General features: G+C 67.1%; 19 protein-coding genes and 1 tRNA gene. 14 read left to right on the top strand and 6 right to left on the bottom strand.

Translation table 11 applies throughout. From position 1 onward, the window contains the following. Positions 1–16 precede the first annotated feature (16 nt). From RIE08_05170 to RIE08_05150, 5 genes are all read left to right on the top strand, one after another. The gene (locus tag RIE08_05170) at positions 17–1,513 is read left to right on the top strand and encodes a class I tRNA ligase family protein (protein ID MEQ8716982.1); all 1,497 of its coding nucleotides are present in this window, start codon (positions 17–19) and stop codon (positions 1,511–1,513) included. After that, positions 1,510–2,280, top strand: coding sequence for a TatD family hydrolase (locus RIE08_05165; protein MEQ8716981.1), 771 nt, complete (start codon positions 1,510–1,512; stop codon positions 2,278–2,280). The genes RIE08_05170 and RIE08_05165 overlap by 4 nt, the downstream gene beginning before the upstream one ends. 172 nt (positions 2,281–2,452) lie before the next feature. Beyond that, on the top strand, positions 2,453–3,310 hold the full coding sequence (locus RIE08_05160; GenBank protein ID MEQ8716980.1) for a transglycosylase family protein: 858 nt from the start codon (positions 2,453–2,455) through the stop codon (positions 3,308–3,310). A 31-nt stretch (positions 3,311–3,341) separates the two neighbouring features. Beyond that, the gene (gene rsmA / locus RIE08_05155; GenBank protein ID MEQ8716979.1) at positions 3,342–4,163 is read left to right on the top strand and encodes a 16S rRNA (adenine(1518)-N(6)/adenine(1519)-N(6))-dimethyltransferase RsmA; all 822 of its coding nucleotides are present in this window, start codon (positions 3,342–3,344) and stop codon (positions 4,161–4,163) included. Positions 4,164–4,172: 9 nt separating this feature from the next. After that, positions 4,173–4,916 carry a 4-(cytidine 5'-diphospho)-2-C-methyl-D-erythritol kinase gene (locus RIE08_05150; GenBank protein MEQ8716978.1) on the top strand — a complete coding sequence of 248 codons (744 nt, stop codon included), beginning with the start codon at positions 4,173–4,175 and terminating at the stop codon, positions 4,914–4,916. Between the two features lie 117 nt (positions 4,917–5,033). Here the strand turns inward: RIE08_05150 and RIE08_05145 are convergent, their stop codons facing one another. Continuing rightward, entirely contained in the window at positions 5,034–5,135 is a 102-nt protein-coding gene (locus tag RIE08_05145) for an AURKAIP1/COX24 domain-containing protein (GenBank protein MEQ8716977.1), read from the bottom strand. A gap of 95 nt (positions 5,136–5,230) precedes the next feature. On the opposite strand from RIE08_05145, the gene RIE08_05140 reads away from it, so the two are divergent. The 9 genes from RIE08_05140 (at position 5,231) to RIE08_05100 (ending at position 14,075) form a co-directional block, all read left to right on the top strand. Continuing rightward, positions 5,231–5,303 (top strand) — tRNA-Gln (locus RIE08_05140). A gap of 61 nt (positions 5,304–5,364) precedes the next feature. Next, positions 5,365–6,132, top strand: coding sequence for a hypothetical protein (locus RIE08_05135; GenBank protein MEQ8716976.1), 768 nt, complete (start codon positions 5,365–5,367; stop codon positions 6,130–6,132). Positions 6,133–6,259: 127 nt separating this feature from the next. Next, positions 6,260–6,955: an SDR family NAD(P)-dependent oxidoreductase gene (locus tag RIE08_05130; protein MEQ8716975.1), complete on the top strand. Its 696-nt coding sequence runs from the start codon at positions 6,260–6,262 to the stop codon at positions 6,953–6,955. Between the two features lie 109 nt (positions 6,956–7,064). Beyond that, positions 7,065–8,648 (top strand): hypothetical protein, encoded by a 1,584-nt coding sequence (locus tag RIE08_05125; protein ID MEQ8716974.1) that lies wholly within the window; start codon positions 7,065–7,067, stop codon positions 8,646–8,648. A 159-nt stretch (positions 8,649–8,807) separates the two neighbouring features. After that, a complete protein-coding gene (gene mftD / locus RIE08_05120) occupies positions 8,808–9,980 on the top strand; it encodes a mycofactocin biosynthesis FMN-dependent deaminase MftD (protein MEQ8716973.1) in 1,173 nt (390 codons plus the stop codon). 99 nt (positions 9,981–10,079) lie between these two features. Beyond that, on the top strand, positions 10,080–10,808 hold the full coding sequence (locus RIE08_05115; protein MEQ8716972.1) for a hypothetical protein: 729 nt from the start codon (positions 10,080–10,082) through the stop codon (positions 10,806–10,808). Further along, a complete protein-coding gene (locus RIE08_05110; GenBank protein ID MEQ8716971.1) occupies positions 10,805–11,014 on the top strand; it encodes a hypothetical protein in 210 nt (69 codons plus the stop codon). The genes RIE08_05115 and RIE08_05110 overlap by 4 nt, the downstream gene beginning before the upstream one ends. A gap of 209 nt (positions 11,015–11,223) precedes the next feature. Further along, complete coding sequence (locus tag RIE08_05105) at positions 11,224–13,026, top strand: PhoX family phosphatase (protein ID MEQ8716970.1); 1,803 nt, start codon at positions 11,224–11,226, stop codon at positions 13,024–13,026. Positions 13,027–13,127: 101 nt separating this feature from the next. Continuing rightward, positions 13,128–14,075 carry an oxygenase MpaB family protein gene (locus RIE08_05100; GenBank protein MEQ8716969.1) on the top strand — a complete coding sequence of 316 codons (948 nt, stop codon included), beginning with the start codon at positions 13,128–13,130 and terminating at the stop codon, positions 14,073–14,075. Between the two features lie 169 nt (positions 14,076–14,244). Here the strand turns inward: RIE08_05100 and RIE08_05095 are convergent, their stop codons facing one another. The 5 genes from RIE08_05095 to RIE08_05075 all read right to left on the bottom strand — a co-directional run. Then, the gene (locus tag RIE08_05095) at positions 14,245–15,036 is read right to left on the bottom strand and encodes a Stf0 family sulfotransferase (protein MEQ8716968.1); all 792 of its coding nucleotides are present in this window, start codon (positions 15,034–15,036) and stop codon (positions 14,245–14,247) included. A gap of 114 nt (positions 15,037–15,150) precedes the next feature. Continuing rightward, positions 15,151–15,747 carry a hypothetical protein gene (locus RIE08_05090; protein ID MEQ8716967.1) on the bottom strand — a complete coding sequence of 199 codons (597 nt, stop codon included), beginning with the start codon at positions 15,745–15,747 and terminating at the stop codon, positions 15,151–15,153. Positions 15,748–15,759: 12 nt separating this feature from the next. Beyond that, positions 15,760–16,728, bottom strand: a complete 969-nt coding sequence (locus RIE08_05085) for a glycosyltransferase family 2 protein (GenBank protein ID MEQ8716966.1) — start codon at positions 16,726–16,728, stop codon at positions 15,760–15,762. Next, positions 16,725–17,576: a sulfotransferase gene (locus RIE08_05080; protein MEQ8716965.1), complete on the bottom strand. Its 852-nt coding sequence runs from the start codon at positions 17,574–17,576 to the stop codon at positions 16,725–16,727. Before RIE08_05080 ends, RIE08_05085 begins: the two co-directional genes overlap by 4 nt. Positions 17,577–17,600: 24 nt before the next feature. After that, positions 17,601–17,889 (bottom strand): IS30 family transposase (locus RIE08_05075; GenBank protein MEQ8716964.1); only part of this gene is annotated, 289 nt, incomplete at its 5' end.

Below are 17,889 nucleotides of genomic sequence, written 5' to 3'. Positions count from 1 at the left end.
GGCTAGGGTGTCGGCCGTGGCCCACTACTACATGACGACGCCGATCTACTACGTCAACGACGCACCCCACGTCGGTCATGCGTACACGACCCTCAACGGTGACGCCGTGTGTCGGTGGCATCGGCTGCTCGGCGACGAGACGTTCTTCCTCACCGGAACCGACGAGCACGGCCTCAAGGTCCAGCGGGCAGCCGAGTCGAACGGGCTCACACCGATCGAGCAGGCCGACCGGACCAGCGAGAGGTTCCGCGAGGCGTGGCGGGAACTCGACATCGCCAACGACGACTTCATCCGGACCACCGAGCCCCGCCACTACGAGGCGGTCCGGACGTTCCTGCAGCGGGTCTACGACAACGGCTACATCTACTCCGACGTCTACGAGGGTCTGTACTCGGTCTCGGACGAGGCATACGTCACCCAGGAGGATGTCGACGAGGGCCGGGTGTCGGGCCAGGTCGAGCAGATGCGTGAGGAGAACTACTTCTTCCGTCTGTCGGCGTTCACCGACCGGCTCCTCGAGTGGTACGAGAACACGCCCGACAACATCGCCCCCGAGGGCTACCGCAACGAGGCGCTGGGACTGTTGCGTCAGGGCCTCGACGACATCTCGATCACGCGCACGTCCCTGTCGTGGGGGGTGCCGGTGCCCTGGGACGAACAGCACGTCTTCTACGTCTGGTACGACGCGCTGATCAACTACGCCACTGCTGTGGGCTTCGGCGCCGACGAGGACGGTTTCGCAGCGTGGTGGCCGTCGGCGCATCACCTGATCGGCAAGGACATCCTGCGCTTCCACTGCGTGTACTGGCCGGCGATGCTTCTCGCCGCCGGGGTGGAGGACCTGCCCCGCTTCCATGTCCACGGGTGGCTCCTCATCGGCGGGGAGAAGATGTCCAAGTCGAAGCTGAATCAGATAGCACCGTCGGACCTGATCGCGGATTTCGGTGTCGACGGGTTCCGCTACGCGATGTTGCGCGACAACCCGTTCGGACCCGACAGCGACTTCAGCTACGAACACCTCATGTCGCGCTACAACAGCGACCTCGCCAACACGTTCGGCAACCTGCTCCAGCGCGTCACCACCGTCGTCGGCTCCAAGTGCGACGGGATCGGGCCGGCTCCGGATGCGGACAGCCCGCTCGCTGCCATCGTGGCGGACGCCTACGCGGCGACGGCGGAGGCGTGGGACCGCGTGCAGCCGGCCATCGCCCTCGAGGCGACGTGGCGCATCGTGCGCGACACCAACGAGTACCTGTCCGACCGTGAGCCGTGGAAGCTGGAGCCGGGCCCCGAGGTGGACACGATCATGGGCGACGCTCTCGAGGCCCTGCGGATCGCGACGATTCTCGCCAGCCCTGCGATCCCGTCCTCAGCGCAGACGGCCTGGGCGCGCATCGGGATGACGGGATCGGTGCTGGACCAGCGTCTGCCCGGTGCCGCGCTCTGGGGCGGCTATCCGGGCGGCCTGGCGGTCTCGAAGGGCGATCCGCTCTTCCCCCGCCTCAAGGGATGAACGGCGACGGCGTCCGTTTCGCCGACAGCCACTGCCACCTCGCCTACGGGCCCGATGACGATCCCGTCGACGTGGCGGTCGCCGCGGCGGCCGAGGCGGGGGTGCTGCGTCTCATCGACGTCGGAACCAACCGGGCCACGTCGCTGGCGGCGCTGCAGAAGGCGGCCGGCCGGGAGGGCGTCTACGCGACGGTGGGCCTGCACCCCCACGATGCGAGCGACGGCACCGAGACGCTGGCCGACCTCGTCGATGCGCCCGGCGTCACCGCGATCGGTGAGTGTGGTCTGGACTACCACTACGACAACTCTCCACGCGAAGTGCAACGTGAGGCTTTCGCGACGCAGGTCGGTTGGGCCAACGAGCGTGATCTCCCGTTGGTGATCCACAGCCGCGACGCCTGGGACGACACTTTCGCGGTGCTCGACGATGTCGGCGTCCCGGCGCGCACCGTCTTCCACTGCTTCACCGGCGGACCCGTCGAGGCAACCAGGGCGCTGGAGCGTGGTGCGCACCTCTCCTTCAGCGGGATCGTGACGTTCCGCAACGCCGCCGATGTGCGGGCCGCTGCGGCGTTGTGTCCCCCGGACCGTGTCCTGGTGGAGACCGACGCGCCCTATCTCGCGCCCGTCCCGAACCGGGGTCGGCCCAACCGCCCCGCATGGCTGCCGTTCGTCGCAGCGGGTCTGGCCGAGGCACGCGGCGAGACGACGGCGTGCGTCGCGGGGCTCACCTGGAGAAACACGGAGCGGGTATTCGGCCTGGGCTGATCGGACCCCGCCGGGACCCCGAAAGGTTGCATTTACGTTACGGAGTCCCTAGTTTGTGCACTTCGTGGCCGTAGAGCGGAGTGTCCCGACCACGGGACCGACGCAGTCCGTCCCCCGAACGTCATCGGGTTCATTCGCGCGCCGCGTCGGTTGGTGGGGCGTCGTCTCGCTGATGACGGTCATCGTGATGGTCGGCGTCATCGTCGTGCAGGCCGACGGAGCGGGCACTCCCCAGCTATCCCCGCCGTCGGAGCCGACCCCCACGGTCGAGCCGACGCCCGAGGTCTCGCCGACCCCCGAATCCGACGACGACGATGAGGTCGCCACCGACCTCCTCGAGACCGCCGCGGATTCTGGCCCCTCGGATTACGACCCGCCTCCGCCGTCGGCCTTCTCGGTCCAGGAAGCCCGCGAAGCGCAGGCCGCGGCTGATGCGGCCCTCGGCTTCGACTTCGGTGTCGAGCCCGAGCCGGCTGTGGCCGCTGCCGACGAGGACCCCGGCGAACCGTCGCCCGAGGCCGCCCTCTCCGTGGCCGCGCCCGTCGAGCCGGCACCTGAGCCCACTGTGGCAGCGGCCGCTGAGCCGACGCCAGAGCCCACTCCGGAGCCCACCCCCGAGCCGACTCCTGAGCCGACGCCAGAGCCGACTCCTGAGCCCACCCCCGAGCCGACTCCTGAGCCGACGCCGGAGCCCACTCCGGATCCGACCACCGCGCCGACACCTCAGCCGACTCCGGACCCGACCGCTGAGCCGTCTGATCCCGGCCTGCCCACGCCTGCGCAGTGGGAGGCGCTGCGCCAGTGTGAGGCGGGAGGCCGCTACGACGCGGTCAACCCCGCCGGCCCCTACTACGGCGCCTACCAGTTCTCCCAGGCGACGTGGAACTGGATCGCCCAGGACCACTACCCGGCCCTCGTCGGCGTGAAGCCCATCGATGCCACTCCCGCCCAACAGGACGCGATGGCCCTCGAGCTCTATCTCCACAACGGCGCCGGTCCGTGGCCCCACTGCGGCGTCCACCTTCTCTGAGCGCACCTGTAGCGACCGGACAGGTCCCGCGATGACCCTGGGAGCCGGCCGGGTTCGAGAGCTCCTCGACCGACACGACGTACGCCTACGCCAGTCCCTCGGCCAGAACTTCGTCGTCGATCCCAACACCGTCGAGCGGATCGTGCGACTCGCGGGGATCGAACCCGGCGACCGGGTCGTCGAGATCGGTGCCGGCTGCGGATCGCTGACCGTCGCCCTGGCGGATGCCGGCGCACGGGTCACCGCGATCGAGATCGACGGCCGCCTGATCCCGGTTCTCGCCGAGGTGCTCGACGGCCTCGCCGTCGAGGTGCTCAATGTCGATGCCACCGGACTGGACTGGGATGCCCTTTGCGGCGATGACCGCTGGGTCCTCGTCGCGAACCTGCCCTACAACGTGGGCACCGGGATCGTCCTCGATGCGCTCGTGGACGCACCTCGGATCGACCGGATGGTCGTCATGGTCCAGCGCGAGGTCGCCGAACGCTTCGTCGCCCCGGCCGGCTCTGCGTTGCGTGGCATCCCGTCTGTCGTGGTCGACCACTTCGCCACAGCGGAGATCGTCGCCCGGGTGCCACCGACCGTGTTCTTTCCGACGCCGCGCGTCGACAGCGCCGTGGTCAGGCTCGACCGGCACGACGACGCGGACGCGTTCGCACGCTGGGTGGGCGTGGAGCCGCTGGTGCGGGCCGCGTTCGGGCAGCGGCGCAAGATGGTGCGCCGGTCACTGGCGGCTCTCGCCGAGCCCGGAGATTTCGTGGCCGCCGACGTGAACGAGTCGGCCCGACCCGAGGAACTGACGGTGGCGCAGTGGCTCCGTCTCGCCGAGGCCGTCGCCGGCGGCGCGTCCTAGGGTCCAAGCGTGACCATCTTCAGGGCCCATGCGAAGCTGACCACACGGCTGCGGATGGCAGGTGTGCGTGCCGACGGCTACCACCTCCTCGACGCGGAGATGGTCAGTCTCGATCTCCACGACACGCTCGAGATCACCGACGGTGACGGCCTCGAGGTGGCTGGCGGATCGCTCGGCGACGCAGCGACCGGACTCTTCGTCCCCGAGACCACCGGGGACAACCTCGTCTCGGCCGCGCTGCAGCTCGTGGAGCGGCGTGCCCGGGTGCGTCTGACGAAGGCGATCGCTCCGGGCGCCGGGCTCGGAGGGGGTTCGGCGGATGCCGCAGCCGTCCTCGTGTGGGCCGGTTTCGACGACCTGGACGCCGCCGGCGGGCTCGGCGCCGACGTGCCCTTCTGCATCGTCGGCGGGCGGGCCCACGTCACCGGCATCGGTGAGATCGTCGAACCGCTGCCATACGAGGAACGCACCTACACCCTGCTCACGCCGCCTTTCGGCTGTTCGACGCCCGCCGTGTATCGGCGCTGGGACGAGATGGGTGCGCCGGTCGGGGAGCGGGGGAACGACCTCGAGCCCGCCGCGCTCGACGTCGAGCCGCGCCTGGGGGAGTGGCGGGACCGGCTGGAGCAGGCGACGGGAGAGCCTGCCAGGCTCGCCGGGAGCGGCTCCACCTGGTTCGTCGAGGGTTCGTTCCCCGGTGGCGGCCGGGTGGTCGTGGCGACGGTCCCGGCGGGTGTGACGACCGTTCCATGAAGTGGCACCCGCGGTGGGTGATGCACGCGTCGCCAAGGCGGGGTAACGCAGACGACCCAGGCCACCGGCCCGGGTCGTCGCAGTTCTGACTGCCGCCCCGAAAGAGGCGGAGAAGGGCTACTTGCCCTTTGCTCGACGCTGGAAACGCGTGCGCTTGAGCATCTTGCGGTGCTTCTTCTTGCGCATGCGCTTGCGGCGCTTCTTGACGAGAGATCCCATGAGGGCGCCTACGCTATCGCCGCCCGGCGCCGTGCCAACGCCCAGGCGAACTTCCCTGGCGCGGATCTCCCCGGGCGGTACCGTGGGCCCGTCAGTGGCCGGTAGTTCAACTGGCAGAACGCCTGACTTTGGATCAGGAGGTTGGTGGTTCGAGCCCACCCCGGCCAGCAACCCCGTAGCGCGCGTGCAGCTACTCGTGGGGTTCGGCACGAGTGGCTACGCTTCGAGCATGCACCGTGACCGGGATGATGCAGGCGCCGACGCGGCCACCATCAGCCGGATCCGTGAGGTCCTCTCACAGCTCGACGAATCGGACTTCGAACGGGTCGACCCGCCGCCGGAACTCTGGGACCGCATCGATGCCGCGGTCCGTTCGGACGCGGCACGGGCACGAAAGGAACCGCCGTCACGGGTCTCCTCGACGGGCACAGTCGTCGAGTACCGCATCGACGCCGACGACGTCGTGATCGATGTCGGGCAGAGTTGGGCCGAGTTCGCGCGTGACAACGACGCCCCGGAGTTGGCGAACCCGGCGTCAGACCGCACGCTGTGGACCTACTTCGACAGCAGTGAGATCCGCGAACTGTGGCGGCTACTCGTCGGGCGCGTCCGGGTGATGGAGAGAGCAGCTGTGGTTTCGCTCCGCTGCGACGCCCCCGATGCCCGGCGGTGGTTCGACATGACGGTCACGCCGGAGTCCGAAGGCCGGGTGCACTTCCGGTGTGCCCTGGTCTTCGAGGAAGCCCGGCCGCCCGTTTCGTTGCTCGACCCCGAGTCGGAGCGCGACGACGGTCTCGAGCCCGTCCTGGTGTGCGCTTGGTGTGGGGGAGCCCGGCACGGCTCTGGCTGGATGGACATCGAAGCGGTCGTTCAGGCCGACCGACTGTTGGAGCGGGCGTCGATGCCCCCGCTCTCCCAGGGGATCTGCGCGTCGTGTCGCGAGGACATGTCCGCGGAGCTGCTCGTTCCCGAGAAGGTCGCCGAATCCACGACGTGACTGACGGCTCCCTCGGTGGTCACCGCCGTACAGACCGGGCCGGACCGCATCTACGGGCACCTGGTAGGCCGTAGAGAAGGCATCCGCCTCGCTGTTGGAGGATTCAGATGCCTGATCAGGAAAGCCTGTGAGCGACCTGCCCGAACACCGCATGGACGGATCGTCGGTCCTGGTCGCCGGGGCCACCGGTGGGTTGGGGTCGGAGATCGCCCGGGACCTCGCCCGACGAGGAGCGAAGCTCACTCTGGTCTCTCGTCGTGAGGACCGACTGGCCGCTCTCGACGTCCCCGGTCACCGGATCGCACTGGACCTCCGGGATCCCGACTCGAGCACCGCAGCGGTACGCGCTGCGGTGGAGTACGCGGGCCGCCTTGACGTCGTGATCAACGCTGTGGGCGTCGTGGCGTTCGGTCCGATCGACGAGCTCTCGGTCGACGCCGTCGAAGAGCTCTTCATGACGAACACCTTCATCCCGATCTTCCTGGCGCAGGCCGCACTCGGCGCAATGGACGGGGGGGGTGTCATCGTCAACATCTCCGGTGTCATCGCGGAACAGAACCTGCCCGGTATGGCCGCGTATGGTGCATCCAAGGCAGCGGTGCGCTCGTTCGACGAGGCACTCGGGCGTGAAGCGCGCCGCCGGCGCATCCGGGTCATCGATGCCCGCCCCCCACACACCGAGACCGGTCTGGCCGGGCGCCCCGTCGAGGGCGAGGCACCGGCGATGCCGAAGGGTTTGGAACCGGCGGCGGTTGCGGCGACGATCTGCGCCGCCATCGCCGGTGACGTCGCCGACCTGCCGAGCACGGCCTTCGCGACCTGAGTCGGCGGCGCGCCGGCTGAGGGCGCGGGTCGAGGGCGCCGGTTGTCCAGCCGTGGCAACCTTCTCAGTGTGAACGTGCGCCCTATCCAACCCGCGCTGCGTCGTGTCGGTGACGCTAGGTGAACCCCGGGGTGGCCCCGACGAGGGCAGCCGCCCGCTCCCGGGTCGCACCCGTGGCCTCCTGTTGTTCTGCGCATCCGCGCTCGTCTTCCAGGCCGCCATCGCGAGCGGGCGGATCGGCAACATCGACACCTTCAACCAGCTCGTGGCTTCGGTTCATCTCCTCGACACCGGTCACCTCGCCATCGATGGCGACGACTTCGAGTCGAGGATCGTCCCTGTCCTGCCCGAGAGTGCAGGTCCATCCGGCGACGGCACGAATGGCTGGGTCCGATCGTCCGACGGTGACTGGTACCAGGCCCACGACCCGGGAAACAAGGTCCTCCTGACCACCGGAGCCCTTGCATCACGTGTCGCCGGCCGGCAGCCTGTGGGCCAGGCCGATCCCACCGACACCACGAAGGTTCTGGCGAACGTGGCGACGGGCGCGTTCGCCGCCCTGCTCCCGGTTCTGCTGTTCCTCGGCCTCCGCTTCGTCATGCCCGTACGACGAGCGATGAGCTGGGCGACGCTGGGCCTCGTCGCCACGATCCTGCTGCCCTACTCGAATCGGACCTGGGACGTCTATCCGGCGGCGGTGCTCGTCGCTGGGGTCGCATGGCTGGGCGTCCGCCGTCTCTCGCAGTCGGACAGCTCGAAACGGGGCTGCGCCGCGATGTTCGTCGTCGCCGCGCTCGCCAGTTGGTTCCGGTTCTCACTCGCCGCCTTTCTCCTGGCCGGGTGCGTGCTCACCGAGGTCGTCTCAGCGCGACGAGCCCGGACGCTCGGGCAGCCAGCCACCTGGTGGCGGCTTGCGGGCGGAACTGTGGCCTTCGCCGTCGTGCTGACGCCCGTCCTCGTGCTCAACGCGGCAGCGACGGGCAACCCGCTACGCCCACCGATCGCGACGTTCGCGGAGAACCAACCACTCGAGCGTTTCCCACTCGCCGGGGCGTTCGGGCTCATCGGCTCACCCAACCGTGGTCTGCTGTGGTTCTCGCCGATCCTGCTGCTCGCGTTGTGGCTCCCCCTGGCCTGGCGATCACTGTCCCCGGTCGTGAGGGCGTTCACGCTCGCCTGGGTGCTCCCGGTTGGGGGGTATCTCCTCGCAGTGGGTTCGATATCGAACTGGGGCGCGTTCGGGTGGGGACCGCGCTACCTCGTGCCGGTCATTCCGCTCCTGTGGCTGCCAGTGGCCGCAGTCGGGTCCCATCTGTTGAGCGTGTCCTCTGCAACACGACTGGTCACGGTGGTGCTGTTGAGCATGTCCGTGATCATCGGTGCGGTGGCAGCCGTCACGAACTGGGAGGGGGTCGCCGGGCTCTCCTCCGCTGCCATCGCTCGTGACCGGGCGTACCCGGCGCAGATCGTCGAGACGTTCTCATATGTCGGACGAGACATCCCGATCGAATCCGACGACGTCGCAGAGGACGGAGTCGATGCGGGGCGCTGGCCGGACCTCGCCCTCCTGCACGGAGCCCGTGATGCGGGCGTGCCCGATGCCCTCGGATACATCGGTTTCGCGATCCTGATCGCCGTCGCGGCGGCGCTGCTGCGGGCGGCGCGTGACGCATCGCCGGCTCATCACACTTGACAGATCCGATCGTCGTCTCCGTGATGGGCAGACCTGCCCGGAGGATCCACGCGCGCGGACGCTCCCCATCGCCCGGGCGGCTGACAGTTCGTCCCGCCCGGCCTGAGGCCGGTACCGTGCTGCCTCGTCCGAGAACCGACGTCCACAACGGGAGACGCAGTGCCCAACGCCTGGTTCGAGTCGATCGCCGTCGCGCAGCGTCGTGCCAAGAAGTTCCTGCCGGCGTCGGTGTACGGCGCGCTCGTCGCCGGATCCGAGGCGGGCGTGTCGATGCGCGACAACACCGCGGCCTTCGACGAGTTGGGCCTCCGGCCGATCACCGCAGGTCAACCGGGCGAACGCGCCCTGGCGACCACGGTGATGGGTCAGCCGATGTCGATGCCGGTCATCATCTCTCCCACCGGCGTGCAGGCGGTCCATCCCGACGGTGAGGTGGCCGTCGCGCGTGCAGCCGCCGCCCGTGGGGTCGTCATGGGACTCAGCTCGTTCGCGTCGAAGCCACTCGAAGATGTCATCGAGGCGAATCCCCAGACCTTCTTCCAGATCTACTGGGCGGGCGACCGCGATTCGATGCAGGCCCGCATGGACCGAGCCCGTACCGCCGGCGCTGTCGGTCTCATCGTGACCCTCGACTGGTCGTTCTCGCACAGCCGCGACTGGGGGAGCCCCGACATCCCCCAGGGCATCGACCTGAAGACCGTGATCAAGCACGCACCCGAGGTCGCCCTGCGGCCCCGCTGGCTGATCGAATGGCTCCGCTCCGGGGGACTTCCCGGCCTCGGGGTTCCGAACTTCGTGCCCCCCGGTCAGCGTGTGCCCGGTTTCTTCGAGGCCTACGGCACGTGGATGACCACGCCGCCGGCCACATGGGACGACATCGCCTGGCTACGCGAGCAGTGGGGCGGCCCCTTCATGGTGAAGGGCATCGCCCGGGCCGACGAGGCCCGCCGGGCCGTCGAAACCGGCGCCACCGCCATCTCCGTGTCGAATCACGGCGGAAACAACGTGGACGGCGCGCCGGCGGCGATCCGGGTCCTCCCCGAGATCGTGGCGGCGGTCGGCGACGACATCGAAGTCGTCATGGACAGCGGGATCCGGCGCGGTAGCGACGTGGTCAAGGCACTGGCGCTCGGAGCGAAGGCCGTCATGATCGGGCGCGCCTACCTGTGGGGTCTGGCTGTCAACGGTCAGGCCGGTGTCGAGAACGTCCTCGACGTGCTGCGCATGGGGATGGACTCGACGATGCTCGGACTGGGCAAGTCGTCCATCGAGGACCTCGGTCCCGACGACGTCGTCATGCCCGACGGGTTCACGCCGCCGCGCATCACCTGAGCGAGCGTTCGGGTTCGCTGCGCCCCCGGCTGCGCGGCTCGCCAGCACGCTCGACGACGGCCGACTACCGTTTGGACGCAGGCAATTCGGGGGTGCACGATGAGACGAATCGTCGTAGCGGCAGTGGTCGGTCTGGGAGCGCTTCTTCTCGCGGCCGGGGCGGCCGCAGCCCAGGGGTTCCCGGACGACTATCCGGCGAACGCCACCGGCCGGTGCACCGCGAGCGCGGATCTGTCGAACGGTGTGAGGGTCGACCCGTACGAGTCCGGTGGCGTCTACGAGCTTCCGATCTCGGGGAGCGCGACCTACGAGGGTACGACCCCCTACTCCGGCCCGGAGCGCCGGATCGAGGGCTTCGTCAAGATCAAGACACCGCCGGGAATCCCCGACATCAGCTTCGATGACAGGTGGGTGTGGGACGACGATGCCACGGACAGCTCCGACCGGGGGACGGTGACGTGGGATTTTCCGTCTGCGATTCCGCGCAACGTCGAGATGACCGTTGTCGGCCAGCACGTCGACGCCGACGGGATCCGCTGTAACGGCACGATCAAGATCAGGTTCGAAGGCGGGTTCTTCGACACCTTCGTCGGCTGGGTGGCCGTGGGCGGGACAGCCGTCTCCGCGACGGGCGTCGCGTTCTCGGCTGTCTCGAAGGCGACCGGACCGCAGGGGAAGATCAAGCCGGGGGGAGCCGCGACGACCATCGTCGCCGATCCGCCGGCCGCCGCGCCGCCGCCTGTCGACCCGAAGGCGACGGTCGTGGATCCGGACGCGCCGACCATCGTGAACCCTCCTCCCACGGACTCTCCGGGAGGTGAGTCGTGAAGGACCGACGAACCGCCTGGTCCCGGGGCCGCCCGATCCTCGGGCTCGTCAGCGGACTGCTGTTCGGGATCTTCCTCGCGGTCGACCTGCTGCTGGCCGGAGTGGTGCCGCTCGACAGCGTCGCGCTCTACATCATCCCCGCTGCCGGCCTCCTCGGCGGCTTGGCGCTCGGCTGGTGGGCGCCGGTGCGACTGACCCGCGGGTAGCCCGACCGCACAGCGGCCCGGATCCAGTCGACGCAACTGTCGATCTGTGTGATTCGGTCAGCTTCCCGTAAGTCATCTGAACTTCGCTTCCCTGTCCTCCAAGCTTCGGCTCGGCGTCTCGCTGCAGCCGCCAGCGCGTAATCGACGGGTCATTTCGCACTTCTAGGTTCGGCGGCGTCTGTATCGACCGACCCCCGAGGTGTTGAGAAATGACCGTTGACGACGGCGTCAGTAACCCGACTTCGAGCCGCCCCTTCGAGGAGATCGCCCGCGCCCGACTCTCGCGCCGCGGCATCATCGGCGGTGGCCTCGCCGCCGCTGCAGCCGGCTTCATCGGCACCGGTGGACTGAGCGGAACCGCAGCTGCCGCGAACGCGTCCGCCCCCGCTGTGTTCAACGACCCCCTCGTGGGTTTCGACCCGATTCCGCTCTACGGCGGGACCGGCGTGTCGATCTCGTCGGACTACGACTACTCGGTCATTCTCCCCTGGGGCGATCCGGTCCGGCCCGGCGGGCCCGGCTTCTCATGGCCCCCGACATCGGCCGCCCAGGAGAACCAGATCGGTATCGGCCACGACGGCATGTGGTTCTTCGCGATCAACAACAACCACGGTGTCTTGTGTGTGAACCACGAGTTCGGCACGAACCCCCACGTCCTGGGCAAGGACTTCCCCGAGAGCCTCGAGGACGTCAGGGTCTCCCAGGCGGCGCACGGCATCGGCTGCTACGAGATCAAGCGAGTGGGCGACACGTGGGTCACGGTGAACTCGAACAAGACCCGCCGTGTCACCGCGAACACCCCCGTCACCTTCTCGGGTCCCGTGGCGGGTTCGCCGCTTCTCGATACCCCGGCGGGCAACGCTGCGGCGGGAACGGTGAACAACTGCGCCAACGGGTACACGCCGTGGGGCACGTACCTCACCTGCGAGGAGAACTTCAACGGCTACTTCGGCTCGAGTGAGGGGGAAGGGTTCTCTCCGTCGGAGGCGCAGAGCCGCTATGGGCTGAGTGCAGACGGCTTCGGCTACGGCTGGCACGTCTTCGACCCCCGCTGGGACCTGTCGAACCCGGCCTACACGAACGAGTCCAACCGGTTCGGCTGGATCGTCGAGGTCAACCCGTTCGACGGGAGCGCCGTTCCGGTCAAGCGCACGGCTCTCGGCCGATTCAAGCACGAGGGTGCAGCTGTGAAGGTCACCGGCAACGGTCACGTCGTGGTCTACATGGGCGACGACGAGCGCTTCGACTACGTCTACAAGTTCGTCTCGTCGGGGCCGTGGCCCGAGATGGTGGCGAACGGCCAGAGCCCCCTCGACAGCGGCACCCTCTACTGCGCCCGCTTCAACGAGGACGGCACGGGCGACTGGCTGCCCCTCACGCTTTCGAACCCGGCGGTCGCCGCCAGGTTCTCCAGCATGGACGACGTCCTCGTCCACGCCCGTCTCGCGGCTGACGCTGCCGGCGCGACACCGATGGATCGCCCCGAATGGGGCACGATCGGCGCCGACGGCTGCGTCTACATGACGATGACGAACAACAGCCGTCGTGAGGTGGCCGACGCAGCCAACCCGCAGGCCCCCAACCCCGACGGCCACATCATCAAGTGGATGGACGCCGGCGGAGGCACAGGCACGACATTCCTGTGGGACATCTGGATCCTGGCCTCGGACACGCACGGCACCGACTGTGCGTTCGGTTCGCCCGACGGTCTGTGGGCCGATCCCGATGGCCGCCTGATCATCGAGACGGATGGTGGCCAGCCCGACGACGGCAACAACCAGCTGCTCGTCGGCAACGCCTCCACGGGCGTGATCAAGCGTCTACTGGCCGGGCCGAAGGATTGTGAGATCACCGGCTTCGCCGTGACCCCGGACCGGCGGACGGCGTTCTGCAACGTCCAGCACCCCGGTGACGGCGATCCGGCCACCACCACCTGGCCGACAGGCAGCGCGGTGCCCCGCGACGCCACCATCGTCTTCTGGCGTAGGGACGGCGGAATCATCGGTTCCTGACCGTCGAGGCTCCCTCTCCCGGTCCGCCCCTGGCCCCCGCCAGGGGCGGACCGGGTTTTCGGCTGCGTCCGAAATCATTCCTCCGCCGTAGAAAGGAGGTGATGGCCGCCGTGTTCACATCTCCCATGTCGGCGCTCGCCGACGCCTACAGGTCCCGCGTCGTCGATGCGACGACGTCACTGTTCTCCCACGCCGACTATCCGCTCGCCGACACGATGTCGTACCGCGGTGACCCGGGCCTTTTCGGTCCGGACTCGATGACCTGGCCCGTCATCGGTGACGTGACGGCCTTCGTCGGCGGCCTGCGTGCGCTGTTGGTCCAGGCCGCGCATCCCGAGGTCGCGGCCGGGGTCGCAGACCACTCCCGCTACCGCACCGATCCGCTCGGGCGACTCTCACGCACGTCGTCGTGGGTCACCGCCACGTCGTTCGGGGCGATGGCCGAGGTGGAGGCGGCGGTCGCCGTCGTCCGAGGCGCCCATCGGCCCGTGCGTGGCCGGTCTCACAGGGACCGGCCGTACTCGGCCTCCCACCCGGAGATGGCGGCATGGGTGCACAACGCCTTGACCGACTCGTTCCTCGCCGCCTATCGGCACTACGGCCCCCGCCGGCTGACCGAAGGCGACGCGGACCGGTTCGTGGCGGAGCAGACGAAGGTCGGCGCTCTGCTCGACGCGGCGCCACTGCCGACCACCGCCGCCGATCTGTCGTCCTGGATCGTCGACCACCCCGATCTCGCCCGGTCGCCCGGTCAGGCCGAGGCGATCAGATTCCTGCGCAACCCGCCCCTGCCCCTCGCGGTGCGGGCCGGCTACGCGGGCCTCTTCGCTGCGGCAGTCGCGACGTTGCCGACCGAGCTGCGGCGTCTTCTCGGGCTCGTCGACGTGCCCGGCGCCGAATTCGCCGGGCGGGCGATGGTGTCGTTCCTGCGGTGGTCGCTCGGTTCGTCACCGACCTGGCATCTCGCCCTCACCCGGGTCGGTGCGGAGATCCCCGATGGTCTGTTCCACCGCTCGCTGCTCGACTCGGAATCCCTCGTCGCCGACTGAGACAGGCCCTGCGCGCTTCGAGCGCCACCACCGGGCCGGGAGTCGGGACGACCCGAGTCATCTCCGGCCCCGCCGAGGCCAACGCCGATCATCTCGCTTCAAAACCGCAGCAGCGATAGCTAAGTACATCAGCACCTGATGCGACCTGTACGAGGGAGAGCGATTGCGCTTACGGTGTCGGCGGGCCAATTAGTCGCCCGGGCAGGAACTCGACCGGTGAGTCGCGTCCGAGGTCATGGCGAAACCGGTCGCAGAAACTCTGGGCCAGGTCGCCCGCCTGACGTTCGAGGGGCAAATCAGCCGGTACTCTTGTGCGGTCGAAATCGAGCCCGAGATGTGCCATGGATAGCTCCATATGACCCGTGACATCGTCCACTAGATCTTCGTAGTAGATCAGAGGCGCCTCTGGATCGGCGGAAGCCAGGAATTCCGCCCACAATGTCTCAAACATGATGAAATGCATATAGTAGTCTTTGATCTCGGCGAAATTGTACGAGACCGGACCGTCCAGTTCCCTGGTAACCTGCGACGAAGACCACACGTTGCTGTGTCGCGCTATATGAAACGATACCGCCTGGGCCACCTTGTCCCGGCGCGCTACGTGGACAAACCGCGCGCGCGGGAATATCTTACGGAAGTCGGCGACGGCATCAGTCGTGTTATGGCCCAGAACCCGCGCCAGATTATTTCGGTGTGGCCACATCAACTTGGAAGCCATGCACCCGAGCCGAACTGGCCCGAGCGCCGCCAGGACTGCCTGCCGCAGAGGCGCTTCCTGCATGAAATGCCACGTTGGCACTGTGTTGAAGGACTCCCGTTGGAACGGGAGTCCAGTTTGCATCTCCAACAGCCTTCCAATCAGTGTCGAGCCCGTACGAAAATCGCTCGCCAGGAAAAGCCCAGTGTCAATCCCCTTTTCCCGTACGGCGTCACGGAAAATCTCTCCTGTACGGATGGGCATTGTGGGCTCCTAGAACATTCCATGGTTTCGGTTAACAACTGGCTGCAGGGAACGAGTTTCGCCTGGCCTCACGTGCAGCACGGGTGTCGCGTCTCGACAACGACCGAGGGCTCGTCATGGTTCACTTTGTTCTGCCTCTAAGAAGACCAGTCCGGATTGAGCGAAGAAGCTGTCGGCCCGCTCACGTCGGGCAGTGTCGCGCAGAACGTCGATGTCGACTGTGGGCCGATAGCCATAGCCCGCGAATTTCTCAATCCAATACTCCGGGGGCTGCAAATTGACGTGGTGGTACCCTCTCTGGCCAGGCAATGCGTGGGTCATCGCAACCACTGGTGCGTTTGTCAGTGTCTCCATCAAGTGGTCGAGATACTCCTCCGCAATATGCTCCACCACCTCCGCGCAATACACCAGGTCGCAGGGGTAGGTGTATGGTCCGGCTTTCAAGTCGTGCAGAGCAATTGGGTGCATCGCTCGCGCGATATTCTGTTTCAATCCGTCGAATCCGTGGGCGATGATCCCCTGGCGAGCGAAGAAGGCCGCAGCGTGTGCTTCTCCGGCACCCACATCGAGCATCGTACGCGGCGCAAACCGATCGATTAGAGCTTGCCAAAGGCCCGGCGTGATCGTGTTGCCATCGCCGTGGCGAAGATTACCCCCGAGGTCGCGCGCGTTCTCGTCGACAACAAAGAAGTCCTTCCAGGTTCCCTGCACGATGCCGTTCTCCTATGCTACGCCGTTCGTCTCAGTGTTCACAGCTGCCGGCACAAATGGATAGCCTTTCGGCACGCTCATGAGCTTCAGTTCGACTAGCTTGCGGCTATCGCTGAAGCGCACTGAGCCGTCATGAAATGCGGTCAGGCCTGTGTCCGCAGCGAGAACCTCTCGATAGGCGACGTACTGTCGAGCACCCATGAAATGCTCTGCCCGACGGGACTCGCTGTCGGCGTTGTTGGCGAAATCCTGGAGAAACTTGAAGTGGAGAAGGAGCCCGGTCGCCTTTGCCAGTGTGGCACCCTTCAGCGCATGTGTGGAAGCCGTCAGTGAGAAGCGGGTCTGCCAGCGTACAAGTGGAATCTTGTGAAGCACTGGTGAGGGAAAATCTGCTCGGCGGCCGTCCCAAAACAGGCGCTTCCGTGGGCCGCCGCGATGAATGACTTCGAGCCCGGGAGCGATGGACTGGCGGCTGTATCCGGTGCTGTCGAACCAAGGGCAGGTTTCGAGCAACGAGGCACCCGGTTGGTAGCCGACGTTGGCGATGGGACCATTTGGGTACATATCGAGCATCGGAGCGGCGACCGCGTCGGCGCGACGTTCCGAAACCCAATTGACGAACTCCGTAAGAGACGTCCGCTCGTAGCCCGGAAAGATAAAGAGCTCGTCAGCGTCCAAGATCAGGGTCCAATGCCCGACAGCGGCATCAGCCAACACGGCATTCTGCCAGTCGATGCCACAGCCGCTTTCCGAATACGGCTGGTTCGTGTGGTAGAGCCGCACATCGTCTTGGGCCGTGAGGAACTCCGTCGTGCCATCGTCCGAAGCGTTGTCGATGATGAGGAAGGACGAGACACCCAGTCGCCTGTGATGCGCAAGGAAATCAGGTAGACGCAGGGCCTCGTTTCGAACGCAGGTCACCACGACTAGCGCGGCTGGCGCAATGTCAGGGCCATTGGTGAGCTGGGTCAGACTGCTCACGCCTGCCTCAGGTTTGCATCATAGCCCAGCTCTGATAAGAGCCTCATGGGGCGCGGGCCAAAGTCCTTCAGCACCTCTACTGGTCGGACACGGCCCAGACCCCGACGAGGATCGACGAATGTCGGCACCCTGGCAAGCCATGAGGGATCGTTGGCGAGACCGGCGAATTGGGCAATCCTGGCGAGCTCGGACGCGGGGTCTGCGATGACCGCTTCATGGCGCACCTCCAGGTAGCTGCCTGGGGAGAGCCGCGTTGCCTCATCGCGAGCGCGCACCAGCCGATCGTGCCATAGGTCCGCGAAATGGCTCATCTCGGTTTCAGGAAAAGGGGATGAGGGCGGGTCGTAGTCAAGTGAGAGTGGGCACCAATGCACTCGCCTTGCAGCAGCCAAGCCGCGATAACCTATGTGCTTCGACATTGAGGCGGCCGTCGCGACACCATCTCGCACTAAATGCAAGATCCGGACGCCAGGCCAATGGAGTTGGAGCGGCCCGAGAAAGTACCCGTAATCAGGAGTCTTGTCGCCCCAGAAGCGCTTTCCGTGTATTTCCGCATGACTTTCTCCCAGAGCGTCCGCGAATGAACGAACCGTCATTTCGGGCCGGTACCGTGAACTGGAGCGGAAGGCATCCACATCGAACGGGGTCGTTGGTTCTCCGGTGACGAAGCGAGTACGCGCTACCAGATCGAGCATGGCTTCTGTAGACCCAATCGTTGTCCCGAAGGCGTCGTGCAATGCAGGCAGCCAATGGGTCTCGCGGAAGACGAAGAGATCGGGGTGGTCGTTCAGCATCTGCCAGATCAGAGTTGTGCCGCACCGACCCGTACCAACGATACATAGCTTCATCTGTCCACCCAATTGTAGGCGGTCTCACGCGGTCGTCGCAACAGCTTGGGCGAACGCTTCGGATGGTGTCATCCAGCCGAGGGTCTGTCGAGGGCGGCCGTTGAGCTCTGCGGCGATCTCGTCGAGCCGGGCCTGGTCGTGCCGGCTGAGGTCAGTGCCCTTTGGGAGGTATTGGCGGATGAGGCCGTTGGTGTTCTCGTTGGTGCCGCGCTGCCATGGGGCGTGGGGGTCACAGAAGTAGACGGCCATGCCGGTGTCGATGCTGAACTCGACGTGCTGGCCCATCTCTTTGCCGCGATCCCAGGTCAACGAC

It is taken from the genome of Acidimicrobiales bacterium, from assembly GCA_040219085.1.
Classification (GTDB): domain Bacteria; phylum Actinomycetota; class Acidimicrobiia; order Acidimicrobiales; family JAVJTC01; genus JAVJTC01.
The sequence above is the reverse complement of the archived record's forward strand: the minus strand, read 5'-3'. Positions and strand labels throughout refer to the sequence as shown.